The sequence below is a fragment of the Mycolicibacterium lacusdiani genome (genome assembly GCF_021916785.1).
GTDB classification, from domain to species: domain Bacteria; phylum Actinomycetota; class Actinomycetes; order Mycobacteriales; family Mycobacteriaceae; genus Mycobacterium; species Mycobacterium lacusdiani.
In genome coordinates this window covers 626,302-641,147 of sequence record NZ_JAKCFC010000003.1, presented here as the reverse complement: position 1 = coordinate 641,147, position 14,846 = coordinate 626,302, and the positions used below count along the sequence as shown (strand labels likewise).

Below are 14,846 nucleotides of genomic sequence, written 5' to 3'. Positions count from 1 at the left end.
GCACTACGCTCCGCTCTCTGTTCTTCGCGCAAGCGCTCATCACCGACCGAGGACTGTCGAGACGTACTGCCCGCGATCGAGGATCTCTGTCGACGAACGCTCGGCGTAGGAGAAGATCGGACCGGCGAAGACCGTCAGCGCCAAACCCACCCCGATCAACGCGGCAGTGGGTAGGACCATGCCGACGGGCATCCGTCCCACGTCGTCGCGATCGGCGAATTCGACGTCCTCGGAGTCGTCGAGGAGCGCCGAGGGTGCGGCTGCCGACATCGCGCCCTCCGGGGCGTCGGCGCGCGCCCGCCAAAACGCCTTCGTCCAGACCCGGGCCATCGCATACAACGTCAGCAGGCTGGTGAGGACGCCACCGCCGACCAACATCCAGGCCAGCACCGACGCCTCCTGCACGCCCGCCTCCAAGAGGGCCACCTTGCCGATGAACCCCGAGAACGGCGGGATGCCACCGAGGTTGAGGGCGGGGACCAAGAACACGAAGGCCAGCAGCGGGCTGGCTGCGGCCAGCCCGCCGAGGCGCTGGAAGGTCGACGCCCCGGCTTGGCGCTCGATCAGACCGACGACAAGGAACAGCGTGGTCTGCACGACGATGTGGTGGGCCACGTAGTAGATGGCGCCCGACATGCCGAGTTCACTGGACAGGGCGATGCCGAACACCATGTATCCGATGTGGCTCACCAGCGTGAAGGACAGCAGGCGCTTGATGTCGCTCTGCGCGAGAGCGCCGAGGATGCCGACGAGCATCGTCAGGAGCGCCGCCACCAGGAGTACGCGGTCCAGCGCGCCGCCGGGAAACAGCAGCGAATGGGTCCGGATGATGGCGTACACGCCCACTTTGGTGAGCAGGCCCGCGAACACCGCGGTGACCGGTGCAGGTGCGGTGGGATAGGAATCCGGCAACCACGCAGACAGCGGGAACACCGCGGCCTTGATGCCGAACGCCACCAGCAGGACTGCGTACATCGCGCTGCGGGTGCCTTCTGGGACGTCATCGAGGCGCACGGCGAGTTCGGCGAGGTTCAGAGTGCCGGTCGCGGCGTAGACCAGCGCGAGGCCGATCAAGAAGATCAGCGACGACACCATCGACACCATCACGTAGGCAATGCCCGCTCGGACGCGCTCGGTGCTGGAACCGATGGTGAGCAGCACGAAGCTGGCCGCGAGCAGCACCTCGAAACCGACGAACAGGTTGAACAGATCGCCTGCCAGGAACGCGGTGAAGACGCCGGCCGACAGCACCATGTAGGTCGGCACGAAGATCGACACGGGTTGCCGTTCGTCCCCGTCGCGGATGCCCTGACCGATCGCGTAGAACACGACTGCGAGCAGGACGATCGCCGACACCAGCAGCATGAGTGCGGACAGCCGGTCGACCACCAGCGTGATGCCCAGCGGGCCCATGCCCGTCTCCGTCTGACCCCACCCGCCCACGTGGACGGCGATCGTCCCCAACTCGTCGGCGAGACGTACCAGCGCTGCACAGACGATCACGACGGCGATCAGTGCGGTCACGGCGATCACGCGTTGCAGGCGCGGGCGGCGCCCTGCGAGCAGCGTGGTCGCCGCCGCGAGCATCGGGATCAGTACCGGCAGGGGAGTCAGGACTGCGGCAAGGCCGGTCATCGCGACCCCTCGTGTCCGGGCAGCGCGTCGAGTTCGTCGGGTGCGTCGGTGTCGCGGGACGGCACGTGCTCGGGCCGGTCTTCGTCGAGCGCGAGTTCGGAACCTCGGGAGACGCGGGTGTCCTCTGGGTCGTTGGCGACGACCTCGTCGCGTGACAGCCGATACGAGCGGTAGGTCAGCGCCAGCACGAAGGCCGCGATGCCCATGGTGATGACGATGGCGGTCAGGATCATGCCCTGCGCCAGCGGATCAGCCGTCATGGTCTCGCCGTTGCTGGTGCGTCCGCGAACCGGTGGATTGCCCGATGGACCTCCGACGGTGAGCAGCAGCAGGTTCACCGCGTTGCTGACGAGCAGGAGTCCCAGCAGCATGCGAGTGAGGTTGCGCTCCAGGAGTAGATACACCCCTGCGCTGGTGAGCCCGCCTATCAGAATCAATGGGATGAGGTAGGTGACGTTCATCGGCTGGCCCCTCGCGGTTGCCGGTCGCGCTCGACCTGCTGGCTCATCTCCTCGTCGACGCGCGCGCCGAGGCTGCGAAGCACGTCGAGTACCAGGCCCACGACGATCAGATAGACCCCTAGGTCGAAGACGAGTGCGGTGACGAACTTGACCGATCCCAGTACGGGGAGGTCGAACTCGATGACCGCGGAGGACAGTACGGGCGCACCCAGCAGGAGCGAGGCCACGGCGGTGCCCGCAGCCAGGGCGAGGCCCGCGCCGAGCACCTTTCCGGCGTCGAGGGGAAGGGCTTCGCCCAACTCGTATCGCCCGCCAGCGAGGTAGCGCAGTACGAGCGCCAGACCGGCGGTCAGGCCGCCCGCGAAACCGCCGCCGGGTGTGTTGTGTCCGGCGAAGAAGAAGTACAGCGACAGCACCATGATGAGCGGGAAGATGATCCGCGTCGCCACCTCCAGCACCAGCGACCGGTAGCGGGGGTCGCGCATCTCGCTTCCGCGCAGCCAGGTGATCTCGCCGATGGCGGGGCTGGTGGACAGCGCGGGGATGCGGCCGATGTCGGGCTGGCCCGCGTCGGCCACCCGCGGCGCCGTTCCGAACCGCCTGTGCCGGAACACGAGTGACGCAACGCCGGTGGCCGCCACGACGAGCACCGACACCTCGCCCATCGTGTCCCAGGCTCTGATGTCGACCAGCAGCACGTTGACCGTGTTGGCGCCCTGACCGCGGTAGTACGCCGCGTCGGGGAGCAGTTCGGCGATCGGCCTGGTGGAGCGCGCCGCCATCGCGAACACCGCCAGCGTGGTGACGGCGGCCCCGACGCCGAGCGCGAGTGCTGCCCGCGGCAGTCGATGCCGGGTGATGGTCGAGCGCTCCGCCTCGGCGGGCAGAGTCCGCAGGACGAGCACGAACATCACCAGCGTGAGTGTTTCGACGAGGAACTGCGTCAACGCCAGGTCGGGTGCGCCGTGCAGCGCGAAGACAACGCCGCACCCGTAACCGGTGACCCCGACGACCAGGACCGCGGCGAGCCGGTTGCGCATGACCGTCGCGCCCAGCGCCGCCGCCAGGATGATCAGGCCGACGACCACCTGCAGCGGCGAATCCCACAGCGCCAGTTCGGGACGGTTGCGTGAGCCGAGCACCAGCACCGACACCGGTAGCAGTCCCAGCGTCAGCAGGATGACGGTCTGCGTGGCGGGGATCGAACCGCGCTGCGTCACGGAGGTGACCCGTACCGCAAGGGTGTCGGTGCCGCGGATCACGGCGTCGTAGATGCGGTCCGCGTTGCCCAGCGGTAGGTAGCGGAAACGCACGCGTCGCAACCGTCCGCGTGCGAAGAACGCCACGATGCCGGACGCCAGCACCAGGATCGAAAGCAACAGTGGCAGGTTGACGCCGTGCCAGAGCGCGAGGTGGTAGCCGTCGTCGCCATAGGGCACGGTGTCCGCGTAATCGGCCAGGACGTGGTCGAGTCCGGTGGGCCATACGCCGAACACGAGGCCCGCGGCGGCCAGCACCCCCGGGGGGATCAGAAAGGCAGCCGGCGGGCGGTGCATCTCGGCGACGCGGGTGCTGGGCTCGGTCCTGCCCTTGCGGGCGAACGCGCCGTACACGAAGCGCAGGCTGTAGATGGTGGTGAAGACCGACCCCACCACGATGCCCGCCAGCACCCAGGGCGCGGCCGATCCCAGCGACGTGCTGTGCAGGATCGTCTCGAGGTCCGCCTCCTTGGCGATGAAGCCGAAGAAGGGTGGCAGGGCGGCCATGCTGGCGGCGCCGCCGATGCCGATGATCAGCAGTGGACGGTGCCGGTCGCCGAGCCAGCCGAGCCGGCGGATGTCCCGGGTGCCGGTGGCGTGGTCGATGATGCCGACCACCATGAAGAGGGCCGCCTTGAACATCGCGTGCGCGCACAGCATCGCCATCCCGGCGAGCATGACGTCGCGCCCGCCCGTGCCGACCATGACGGTGATCAGCCCGAGCTGGCTGACGGTGCCGAACGCGAGGATCAGCTTGAGGTCGTACTCGCGGACGGCGCGCCAGCCGGCCAGCAGCATGGTGGCCAGCCCGAGGACCACGATGGTCGGTCGCCAGCCGGGCGAGTCGGCGAAACCCGGTGTCATGCGGGCGATCAGGTAGACACCCGCCTTCACCATCGCGGCCGCGTGCAGGTAGGCGCTGACCGGTGTGGGTGCCGCCATCGCGCCGGGCAACCAGAAGTGCAGCGGCACGATCGCCGACTTCGACAGCGCGCCGACGAGGACGAGGAGGACTCCGACGGTGACGGCGGTACCGGTCGGCGGCGCGGCGATCAGCTCGGAGAGCAGGTAGGTCCCCGCGGCCTCGCCGAGCACGATGACGCCGACGAGCATCGCCAACCCGCCTGCCGTGGTGACCAGCAGGGCTTGAACTGCGGCGCGCCTACTCGTCGCGCGTTCGGCGTAGTGGCCGACCAGCAGGAACGACAGCACCGTGGTCAGTTCCCAGAACAGGTACAGCAGCAGCATGTTGTCGCTGACGACGAGGCCGAACATGGCGCCGGAGAACGCGACGAGTTCGGCGGCGAAGCTGGGCAGGCGGTTCTCGGTGTGCCCGTCGTGGTGGTGGAAGTACTCGGCGCAGTAGAAGAGGACCAGCGCGCCGATCGCCAGCACCAGCACGCTCATGACCGCGGCGAGCGCGTCGAAGCGGAGCGTGATGTCCATCGACAGCTCGGGCACCCACTCGACGTGGACGGTCTGCTCGCCGGTACCCGGCCAGTTCGTGGCGACCCAGATCAGCGAGCCCAGCGGCACGAGCGCCAGGGGATAGAACGCCCGCCGGCCCCATCGGCGCACCAGCACCGGCGCCACGACGGCAGCGGCCGCGTGGGCGAAGAGGATGGCGAGCATGGCACTCCGTCGATCGGGGTGTCAGCCGTCGATGCTGTGTGGCTGGACTTGTCGTCGTCCAGTTTACGGATGGGATCCGATGCCGCGCTCTGCCGTGACGTGTGGCACGGCCCTGTCGGGATGCTATGGAGTCCGACGGCAGCGGGATGGGTGGACAGCCAACCTGGTCGGGATCGCGTGTCCGACGACGCCGATCCCGGCGCCGAGGATCGGCCAGATCGGCCAGAAGTACCACGTGCCGCCGGACAGGGCGACGGCCAGCCACACCGTCAGGACGATGACGACCATCAGGGCGTAGGCAGCCAGGTGCAGGTGGAGCGAGAGCCGCGCGGCCGCGTGTCGGGCGATGCGGCGTGCCGGGTCGTCGAGACGCATCCGGTGCACCGGCAGATCGGCGAGCAGTGCGTCGAGATCGGCTCGGGACTGGGCCGCGAACGCGGATCCGACCCGGCGTTCGTATTCGGTCATGTCGAGATAGCCCTGCGCGAGGGCTTGGCCGAGGCGGGTGGCGGTGGCCTCCCGGTCGCGATCCCCGACGCGGACGGCCGACGTGTTCGTCACGGGAGCGGTCATGTCTGCTCTCCTTATCTTGACGGTGGCTAGACTGACGGTTCGACTGTGACATGTCAGTAATGGAATGTCAACGGTTCGTTCCCGCGTCACCCACGCCTACGACTGGTCCGAACTGCTCAGGGCTGACGTCCCTCGAGTTGGTGAGAGTAGCTAATGAACGCTCATCGTCGGAATATGTACTGATTGGGCCAAGTTTCTCCGCGCCGCGTGCTTAGCCAGGATCATGGAACGTCCACAATCCGACGAGCGGAAGAGCGTCATCATGGACGTCGACGAAGGCAAGTTGAACGAATTCCTCGGCAAGGCGGTCGGGGACCTGGGGGCCGCGATGAGCGCCACGCTCGTGCTGGTCGGCGACCGCCTCGGGCTCTACCGCGAACTGGCGAAGGGCGCGATGTCCGCGGACGAACTTGCCAAACGCACCGGCACCGACGCCAGGTACGTCCGCGAATGGCTCGGAAACCAGGGCGCGGGTGGCTACGTCGAGTTCGACCCGTCCTCCGGTGAGTGGTCGCTGACTCCCGAACAGGCGGCGTGCCTCGCCGACCCGAACGGTCCCGTCGACCTCCCCGGCGCCTACAACCTGGTGGAGGCAACGTTCCACGCCCTGGGGCACACGCTCGAGAACTTCGCCTCGGGGCAGGGCATGGAATGGGGCGAGCACCACGCGTGCCTGTTCGAGGGCACCGAGCGCTTCTTCCGCGCCAGCTACAACGCCAACCTGATCGACTCGTGGTTGCCGACACTCGACGGGGTGGTCGACAAGCTGACCAGTGGCGCGAAGGTCGCCGACGTCGGGTGTGGCCACGGCGCCAGCACGATCCTGATGGCCAAGACGTACCCCGAGAGCCAGTTCGTCGGTTACGACTACCACGGTGAGTCGATCGACGTGGCCCGCGAGAAGGCGGCAGCGGCGGGGGTTGGCGGCAACACGCGGTTCGAGGTCGCCGACGCAGTTGGCTACGAGGACGAGGACTTCGACCTGATCGCGTTCTTCGACTGCTTGCACGACATGGCGGATCCGGTCACGGCGGCCCGGCATGCGCGCGAGGCGCTGAACGGCGACGGCACCGCGATGATCGTGGAACCGTTCGCCAACGACAGCCTGCAGGACAACCTGACCCCGGTCGGCCGGGTGATGTACGGGGCGTCGACGCAGATCTGCGTGCCGGTGTCGTTGGCGCGCAACGGCCCGGCGCTCGGTGCGCAGGCGGGCGAGGCCCGACTACGCGAGGTAGTGGTCGACGGTGCCGGGTTCGCCCGTTTCCGGCGCGCCACCGAGACGCCGTTCAACCTCGTGCTCGAGGCCCGCCCCTAGCCGAGGGTCAGCGGCGTTCGGAGAACGCCTGCAGCGACGCCACCTGGGCGGGGTCCAGGGACGGCCGCACGGTCGCGCGGGCCTTGTCGACGTCGGCGACAGTGACGTCGGCAGCGTCGATCGAGCGTCGCATCGCCGTCAGCGCCGATTCACGCAGCAGCGCAACGCAATCCGCCGCGCTGTAGCCCTCCAGTTCGTCGGCGACGGCATCCAGGTCGACGTCCGGGTGCAGTGGTATGGACTTGCCCGCGGTGCGCAGGATGTCGCGCCGCGCGTCGGCGTCCGGCGGCGGCACGAACACCAGCTTCTCCAGCCGGCCCGGGCGCAGCAGCGCGGGGTCGATCAGGTCGGGGCGGTTGGTGGCGCCCAGCACCACCACGTCGCGCAGCGGGTCGATGCCGTCGAGCTCGGTCAGCAGTGCGGCCACCACGCGGTCGGTCACACCGGAGTCCGAACTCTGCCCGCGCCGCGGAGCCAGCGCGTCGACTTCGTCGAGAAAGATCAGCGACGGCGCGGAATCCCGTGCCCGACGGAACAACTCGCGGACGGACTTCTCCGACGAGCCCACCCACTTGTCCATCAGCTCGGCGCCCTTGACCGCGTGCACCGACAGCCGGCCGGTGCTGGCCAGTGCCCGCACGACGAACGTCTTGCCGCATCCGGGCGGACCGTAGAGCAGCACGCCGCGGGGCGGGTCGACGCCGAGGCGGGTGAACGTGTCGGGATGCTGCAGCGGCCACAGCACCGCTTCGGTCAGCGCCTGCTTGGTCTCGACCATGTCGCCGACGTCGTCGAGCGTCACCGACCCGACCGCGATCTCCTCGGTGGCCGAGCGGGACAGCGGCCGGATCACCGACAGTGCGCCCGTCACGTCGTCCTGCGTCAGCGCGGGTGGCTCGCCGTCGGCGCTGGCGCGGCCCGCGGCCCGCAACGCGGCCTCGCGGACCAGGGCGGCCAGGTCGGCGACCACGAAACCCGGTGTGCGATCGCCGATCTCGTCGAGGTCGAGTTCCTGGGACGGCACGCCCCGCAGGAGCACCTCCAGCAGGGCCTTGCGGGTGGCGCCGTCTGGCAGGCTCAGACCCAGCTCGCGGTCGCAGAGGTCGGGCGCGCGCAGTCGTGCGTCGACGGCGTCGGGCATCGCCGACGTCCCGACGAACGCGACGCCGCGGGTGGCGACGGCGTTGCGCAGCTCGCCGAGGATCGGTGTGGCGACCGGTTCAGCAGTGGCAGGCAGGAGCGCGTCGACGTCGGTGATGAGCAGGACTCCGCCACCCTCGCGCACCCGGGCGGCCGCGTCGGCCACGGCCGTCAGCCGGTCCTCGGCGCGCAGCGCCCCGACGTCGGGCCCGTCGAGTTCGACGAGTCGGCGGCCGTCGCACACGGTGCGCACCAGGGTGGCCTTGCCAACGCCCGCAGGCCCGGACACCAGCACGCCGAGATTGGGCTTCGCGCCCAGCGTTTCGAGCAGCTTGGGTTCGTCGAGGGCCAGCTTGAGCCACTCGCCGAGCCGGGCCGCCTGAACGTGGGCGCCCTTCAGGTCGTCGAACGCGACGACGGGTGCAGGGGTGCTCGCGACGGGCAGCCGCACGGTCGAGGCGGTGGCGGCCCCGGCGTCGGACGCGGCGACGACGTCACCCCACGACACCGACGTGTTCGGTTGCACGCTCACCGGTCCCGGCGGGTCGACGGCGACGACGGTGAGTAGCTCCGACGTCCACGTGATGCCGACCGACGACGCCAGCGCCGACGTCGCGGCGGAGGTGGACGTGCCCGGCCCGAGGTCGCGGGGGAGCAGTGACACGGTGTCGCCGACCGTCATGACCTTGCCGAGCAGGGCCAGGCGCAGCGTCGCCGACGACACGGCGTTGCTCGCCAGGCGGGATCCGGTCAACGCCACCGACCTCGCGCCGTAGACCGTCACCGGTGACACGATCACCGACGCGCTCTCGCGCAGGCCGGCGTTCGACATCGTCACGTCGTCGAGCAGTGCCGTGCCGGGCGGGGTGCCCGACGCGGCGATGCCGACGACGGCGGCGGTCGTGCGCGATCCGGTCAGCGAGACGGCGTCCCATTCCCGGATCCCGAGTGCGGCGAGCACTTCCGGATGCAGCCGGACCACGCCCCTGCGCGAATCCAGGGCCGAGGTGTTGAGCCGCGCGGTGAGCCGCAGATGGGTCAGCGGCGTCTCGTCCGAATCCTCGACGACACCGTCGGTGTACGTCATCGTCGCGGGTTGCGGGGGTCTTGGTTGTGGGAATCAGCGCCGGGCTTGCGTAACCCGAGTCGCGACATCGAGCGTCGGTTCGGCTCGGCGCGGCGGATGGCCCGCCGAGCCGCGCGGCGCTGCTGGGGCTTCGCATCCCATGCCTCCGGGCGGGCCGCCACCCAGCGCTGGCTGCGGATGGTGAACGGGATGATGCACACGTAGCCGGCGATGATCAGCAGCACCAGCACGTAGGGGAACAGCAGCAGTCCGGCGGCGGCGATCGCGACGAGGATCAGCAGGATCGGCGCCGCGTTCGTCGGCACCGAGATCGCCTTCAGGGCAAGGGTTGGCACCCGGCTGACCAGCAGGGCCGAGTTCGCCGCCAGCCAGAGGCACACGAACCAGTGCGAGGTCCACCAGCCCTCGCCGAACTGCAACTGCGCGGCCAGCGGGCCGATCACGCCGACCGCGCCGCACGGTGCGGGCATGCCGGTGAAGAACTCGCGGGTATAGGCCGGGCGGGTGTCGTCGTCGAGCAGCGCGTTGAACCGGGCCAGCCGGAGCACGATGCACACTGCGTACAGCAGGACGAAGATCCAGCCCACCGGTGTGTCTGGCAGGAGGGTCACGTAGACGACCAGCGCCGGTGCGACGCCGAAGTTGACGGCGTCGGCCAGCGAGTCGATCTCGGCGCCCATCCGGGACTGCGCGTCCAGGGCGCGGGCGATGCCGCCGTCGATCCCATCGAGCACGGCGGCAGCGCCGATGAGCGCCAGCGCGATGTGCGGCCGGTCGTCGAGTGCGAACTTGATCGACGTCAGCCCGGCGCAGATGGCCAGCACGGTGGTCGCGCTGGGGAGGATGCGCATTGCCTTGGGGCGGCCACCGTGGGGTTTGGTCACGCCAGCTCCGCGAGCGGGGTCTCGCCACCGATGGCGCGTTGCCCGAGTTCGACGATGACCTTCGCGTCGGCGGGGAAGTACGTGTCGAGGCGGGAGCCGAACCGGATCAGGCCGTAGGTCTCGCCGAGTTCGAGCGTGGCTCCGGCGTGCGTGGAGCAGACGATGCGGCGGGCGATCAGCCCGGCGATCTGCACGGCCACCACGTCGACGCCGTTCGGCGTGCGGAGCCACACGCTGTTGCGTTCGTTGTCGGCGCTCGCGGTGTCCTTGTCGGCGGACTGGAACTGGCCGGGGCGGTGCTTGACCGTCACGACGTCGCCAGCCACCGGCGCCCGCTGCACGTGGGCGTCGAAGATCGACAGGAAGATGCTGACCCGCTTCATCGGCGCGTCCGGCAGGTTGAGTTCGGCGGGCGGCGTGGCCTCGTCGATCAGCGTCACCAGACCGTCCGCGGGCGCGACGACCAGGTTCGGCCTGGTCGGCGGCACTCGCGGCGGGTGCCGGAAGAAGCCGGCGCATGCGCCCGCAGCGGTCAATCCGACATTGCGGACCAAGCGGTGTTTGCGTCCGACGGCGGCAAGCCCGAGCCCACCCGCGATGAACGGGAGGCCGGCCGGGTGCACCGGCGGGACGGTCGACCGGACGAGGTCGACGAAGCGGGACAGCTCGGAAATATGGTCTTCGACCGCAGGCGGTCGCGCGGGTCTGGCCATGGGGTTCCGATTCTAACGACTACCGGGCGATGGCCGGGTGCGCCGGGAGGGCCCGACGGGGATTCAGGTCAGATCCCAGACCCGCACCGTTGACCCTTCGGCCACCTCCGTGACGTCCTCGTCTATCTCCAGCAGACAGTTCGCCGACGCCAGCCAGCGCAGGTGATGCGACGCGGGCGGGCCGTAACTGGTGACGGTGTCGCCGTCGAGCACGCCGCGCCGGAACTGCCGCCGACCGTTCGGCGAGGTCAGCGATTCGCCGAGGGTCACCTCGCGGCGAGTGCGCTCGGGCTGCGGCACGCCCATCGCAGCGCGCAGCGGGCCGCGCAGGAAGACCTCGAACGAGACGAGCGCGCTGACGGGGTTGCCGGGCAGCGTGATGATCGGCGTGCCCGTTCCGGCGACCCGCCCCGCGCCCTGGGGCATGCCCGGCTGCATCGCCACCTTCACGAATTCGACTTCGCCACCGAGCGAGTCCTTGACCACCTCGTAGGCGCCTGCGCTGACGCCCCCGGTGGTGATGACCAGATCGGCGTCGCGCGCGTGCTCGAGCAGGGTGCCGCGGAACGTCGCGACGTCGTCGGCCGTCATCGCCACGGTGGTGACCTCGGCGCCCGCATCGCGCACGGCGGCGGCGAGCATCACGGCGTTCGACTCGTAGATCTGGCCGGGCAGCAGGGGCGTTCCGGGGGCGACGAGTTCGGACCCGGTCGACATGACCAGGACCCGCTGCCGGGGGATCACGCTGACGTCGGCCAGCCCCAGTGCGGCGACGAGGCCGAGCGCGGCGGGGGTCAGGACCTGTCCGGCGCGCAGCACGGTCGTGCCCTCGGTGACGTCCTCGCCCGCTTGCCGCAGATGCTGGCCGGGCCGGCTCGCGCGGCGGATGGTGACCGTCTCGGTGCCGCCGTCGGTGACCTCGACCGGGACGATGGCGGTCGCGCCCGAGGGCAGGGGCGCACCGGTCATGATGCGGTGCGCAGTCCCGGGCGCCAGGGTGAGCGGGTCGGTCCGCCCGGCCGGAATGTCCTCGGCAACGGGCAGGGTCAGCGGCGAGTCCTCGGTGGCGCTTGCGACGTCCTCGGCGATCACGGCGTATCCGTCCATCGCGGAGTTGTCGAAGCCCGGCAGGGACAAGGGAGCCACGACGTCGGCCGCGAGCACCAAGCCCAGAGCGTCGGGCACCGGTGTCGTCACGGCGCCGCGCGCGGTGATCAGCCCGGCGACGACCCGCTGATGTTCTTCGACGGATCGCACGGCTACACCGGGAACGTGACGCCGGTGAGTTCCTCGGACACCGTCCACAGTCGCTGCTGGACCGCTTCGTCGAGCGATTGCGCGCTCGACGACACCAGCACGGGGTGGCCGCGCAGCTCGCGGAACCCGTCGGGGCCGTAGTACTGCCCGCCCTTCACCTGAGGGTCGGTCGCGGCGCGCAACGTCGCCAGCGCGCCCATCGCGGGGCTGTTGGTGATCAACCCGGCCGCCCGCATCACGATCGGCAGGCTGCCACCCGGTATGTGCCGCATCAATTCGGTGTTGGAGACGCCGGGGTGCGCGGCGACGGCGATCGTCTTCGCGCCCTCGGCGGCGAGACGGCGCTGCAGGTCGAAGGAGAACATCAGGTTCGCGAGCTTCGACTGGCCGTAGGCGGCGACCCGGCTGTAGCCGCGTTCCCACTGCAGGTCGTCGAAGCGGATGCCCGCGCGGATGTTGTGCGCCATGCTCGCGACCACGACGACGCGCGACCCCTCGACGGGTAGCAGGTGGTCGAGCAGCAACCCCGTCAGCGCGAAGTGCGCGAGGTGGTTGGTGCCGAACTGCAACTCGAAGCCGTCCTCGGTGTGGCCCTTCGGCGGGTACATCAGCCCGGCGTTGTTGATCAGCAGATCGATGCGCGGGTGGGTGGCCTTGAGTTCCTCGGCGGCCTCGCGCACCGACTGCAGTGAGCCGAGGTCGAGCCGCTGCAGCGTGACCTCGGCGCCGGGGGCGGTGCGGCGGATCTGCGCAGCCGCCTCCTTGCCCTTGTCGAGGTTGCGCACCGCGAGCACGACGTGTGCACCCCGTTCGGCCAGCACGCGCGCGGTGTGGAAGCCGAGACCCGTGTTGGAACCGGTGACGATGGCGAGCCGCCCGCTCTGATCGGCGACGTCTGCCTCGGTCCACTTCGTGTTGGCGCTCATGATCACGACCATACTCAGGAGGGTGCCCACCCTGATCGACCCCGCGAACCCGCCCAGCCGCAAGGCGCCCGTGGTGTGGGCCGTTTCCGCGGCCATCCCGTGGGCGGTGCTGGCGGTGGCGCAGGTCGCGTGGTTCGTGCTCGACGGGCGGTACGGCTGGCTGCACGGGCTGGCCGCCGCGTCGACCGTGGTGGGTGCGGCGCTGTTCGTCGGCGTGGTGCCCGTCTGGCGATACCGGGTGCACCGCTGGGAGATTGGCGCCAACGCGGTGTACACCCGGACCGGGTGGCTGGTGCAGGAGCGTCGCATCGCGCCGATCTCGCGCGTGCAGACCGTCGACACCGAGCGGGGCCCGCTCGACCGGCTGTTCGGGCTCGCGACCGTCACGGTGACGACCGCGTCGTCGGCGGGTGCGGTCCGCATCGTGGCCCTGGACGCCGACGTCGCCGACCGCGTCGTCGCGCAGCTGACCGACGTCGCGTCGATCGGTGAGCAGGACGCCACGTGAGCGCACCGGTCGAGCAGTGGCGGCGGCTGAGCCCGCGCATGCTGCTGGTTCATCCGATCCACGAAGTGCTGCGCCAGCTCCCGCTGCTGATCGGGTCGGCGGTACTCGGTACGGCGACCGGCAATCCGCTGTGGTCGGCGGCGGCGCTGGGTCTGCTGGTCGCGTTCGGCATCGCCCGTTGGTTCACGACGAGCTACCGCATCGATGGTGAGCAGATCCAGCGTCGGGAGGGCGTGCTGGCACGCCGGGTGCTGTCGGTGCCGCGCAACAGGATTCGATCGGTGTCGACCGACGCCCGGCTGCTGCACCGGCTGCTCGGACTGACCGTGGTCAAGGTCGGCACCGGGCAGGAGGGCCGCGGTGACGCCGACTTCGCGCTCGATGCGGTGCGCGTGGAGGAGGTCGCGGGACTGCGTGCGGTGCTGCTCACCGAGTCGCCGGACGTCGAAGATCGAGCGCCGCAGGCCAGCGTGCTCGCCCGATGGGAATTCTCCTGGCTGCGGTACAGCCCGCTGAGCTTCACCGGCTTGGCGATGATCGCTGCCGCCGTGGCCGTGGTGTACCAGACGGGTGTCGTTGCGACGCTGGGGGATTCACCGCTGGTTCGCCAGGGTCTGGACGCCGCCGAACGGGCCGGGGCGGTGGTCGCCGTCGTCGGGCTGGTCGGCTTCGTGTTGGTCGCCTCGCTCGTGCTGTCGGTGCTGCGGAGCCTCGTCACGTTCGGCAACCTGGTGCTGTCTCGCAGCGAGGGCGTGCTGAACCTCGAGCACGGTCTGCTGCGACTGCGTCAGCACACCTACGACACCCGGCGGCTGCGTGGCGGGACGCTGCGCGAACCGCTGCTGGTGCGCGCGTTCGGCGGCGCCCGGCTGGACGCGGTGATGACCGGCGTCGGCGGGGCCGGTGAGGCGTCGCTGCTGCTGCCGCCGTGCCCACGCGCGACCGCCGTGGCCGTGCTGACGGAGTTGACGGCGCCCGGGGTGGCCGACGGGCCGTTGCGCGGACATGGTCCTGCGGCGACGCGCAGGCGGTGGACGCGTGCCCTGCTGGTTCCCGCGGTGGCCGCGGTGGCGCTGGTCGTGGCGGGCACGTCGGCCTGGACGTGGCTGGGGTGGTCGGTCGTCACGGTGGCCGCGGCCTTCTTGGCGTTCGACCGGTCCCGTGCGCTCGGTCACAGCGTCGACGACAGGTGGCTGATCGCGCGGTCGGGAAGCGTCGAACGCAGGCGCGACTGCATCGCCGCCGCAGGGGTCATCGGCTGGACGGTGCGGCAGACGCCGTTTCAGCGCCGTGCCGGGGTGGCGACGCTGGTCGCGGCGACTGCTGCCGGGATCAAGGGGTATCAGGTGATCGACGTGCCTGCGGACCTGGCGTGGGCGGTCGCCGCGCAGGCGTCGCCGTGGGTGGCCGACAGCGAATGGGTCACTGCCTGACGGGTACGAGTTGCATACCG

At 70.2% G+C, this 14,846-nt stretch carries 12 protein-coding genes; 3 read left to right on the top strand and 9 right to left on the bottom strand.

What is annotated here, in order from left to right:
• Window positions 1-39: 39 nt before the first annotated feature.
• The 4 genes from LOK44_RS12805 to LOK44_RS12790 form a co-directional block, all read right to left on the bottom strand.
• Window positions 40-1,635: a Na+/H+ antiporter subunit D gene (locus LOK44_RS12805; protein ID WP_237570332.1), complete on the bottom strand. Its 1,596-nt coding sequence runs from the start codon at window positions 1,633-1,635 to the stop codon at window positions 40-42.
• Window positions 1,632-2,096 (bottom strand): Na(+)/H(+) antiporter subunit C, encoded by a 465-nt coding sequence (locus LOK44_RS12800; RefSeq protein WP_237570331.1) that lies wholly within the window; start codon window positions 2,094-2,096, stop codon window positions 1,632-1,634. Before LOK44_RS12800 ends, LOK44_RS12805 begins: the two co-directional genes overlap by 4 nt.
• Window positions 2,093-4,987, bottom strand: a complete 2,895-nt coding sequence (locus LOK44_RS12795; RefSeq protein WP_237570330.1) for a Na+/H+ antiporter subunit A — start codon at window positions 4,985-4,987, stop codon at window positions 2,093-2,095. The genes LOK44_RS12800 and LOK44_RS12795 overlap by 4 nt, the downstream gene beginning before the upstream one ends.
• Before the next feature lie 123 nt (window positions 4,988-5,110).
• The gene (locus LOK44_RS12790; protein ID WP_237570329.1) at window positions 5,111-5,560 is read right to left on the bottom strand and encodes a DUF1707 domain-containing protein; all 450 of its coding nucleotides are present in this window, start codon (window positions 5,558-5,560) and stop codon (window positions 5,111-5,113) included.
• Between the two features lie 262 nt (window positions 5,561-5,822).
• Between LOK44_RS12790 and LOK44_RS12785 the strand changes: the two genes are divergently transcribed.
• Window positions 5,823-6,878, top strand: a complete 1,056-nt coding sequence (locus tag LOK44_RS12785; protein WP_237570328.1) for a class I SAM-dependent methyltransferase — start codon at window positions 5,823-5,825, stop codon at window positions 6,876-6,878.
• Between the two features lie 7 nt (window positions 6,879-6,885).
• On the opposite strand, the gene LOK44_RS12780 is transcribed toward LOK44_RS12785, so the two are convergent.
• The 5 genes from LOK44_RS12780 to LOK44_RS12760 all read right to left on the bottom strand — a co-directional run bounded on the left by LOK44_RS12780 (window position 6,886) and on the right by LOK44_RS12760 (window position 12,885).
• A complete protein-coding gene (locus LOK44_RS12780) occupies window positions 6,886-9,105 on the bottom strand; it encodes an AAA family ATPase (protein ID WP_237570327.1) in 2,220 nt (739 codons plus the stop codon).
• Window positions 9,102-9,956: a CDP-alcohol phosphatidyltransferase family protein gene (locus LOK44_RS12775; RefSeq protein WP_237570611.1), complete on the bottom strand. Its 855-nt coding sequence runs from the start codon at window positions 9,954-9,956 to the stop codon at window positions 9,102-9,104. The genes LOK44_RS12780 and LOK44_RS12775 overlap by 4 nt, the downstream gene beginning before the upstream one ends.
• Before the next feature lie 29 nt (window positions 9,957-9,985).
• A complete protein-coding gene (locus tag LOK44_RS12770) occupies window positions 9,986-10,702 on the bottom strand; it encodes a phosphatidylserine decarboxylase (RefSeq protein WP_237570326.1) in 717 nt (238 codons plus the stop codon).
• A gap of 63 nt (window positions 10,703-10,765) precedes the next feature.
• Window positions 10,766-11,959 carry a molybdopterin molybdotransferase MoeA gene (gene moeA, locus LOK44_RS12765; protein ID WP_237570325.1) on the bottom strand — a complete coding sequence of 398 codons (1,194 nt, stop codon included), beginning with the start codon at window positions 11,957-11,959 and terminating at the stop codon, window positions 10,766-10,768.
• Window positions 11,960-11,961: 2 nt separating this feature from the next.
• The gene (locus LOK44_RS12760; RefSeq protein WP_237570324.1) at window positions 11,962-12,885 is read right to left on the bottom strand and encodes an SDR family NAD(P)-dependent oxidoreductase; all 924 of its coding nucleotides are present in this window, start codon (window positions 12,883-12,885) and stop codon (window positions 11,962-11,964) included.
• Here LOK44_RS12760 and LOK44_RS12755 point away from each other — a divergent pair.
• Both LOK44_RS12755 and LOK44_RS12750 read left to right on the top strand, forming a co-directional pair.
• Window positions 12,884-13,393 carry a PH domain-containing protein gene (locus LOK44_RS12755; RefSeq protein ID WP_237570323.1) on the top strand — a complete coding sequence of 170 codons (510 nt, stop codon included), beginning with the start codon at window positions 12,884-12,886 and terminating at the stop codon, window positions 13,391-13,393. The two genes, LOK44_RS12760 and LOK44_RS12755, sit on opposite strands and share 2 nt — an antisense overlap.
• Complete coding sequence (locus LOK44_RS12750; protein WP_372481230.1) at window positions 13,390-14,826, top strand: PH domain-containing protein; 1,437 nt, start codon at window positions 13,390-13,392, stop codon at window positions 14,824-14,826. The genes LOK44_RS12755 and LOK44_RS12750 overlap by 4 nt, the downstream gene beginning before the upstream one ends.
• Window positions 14,827-14,846: the final 20 nt, after the last annotated feature.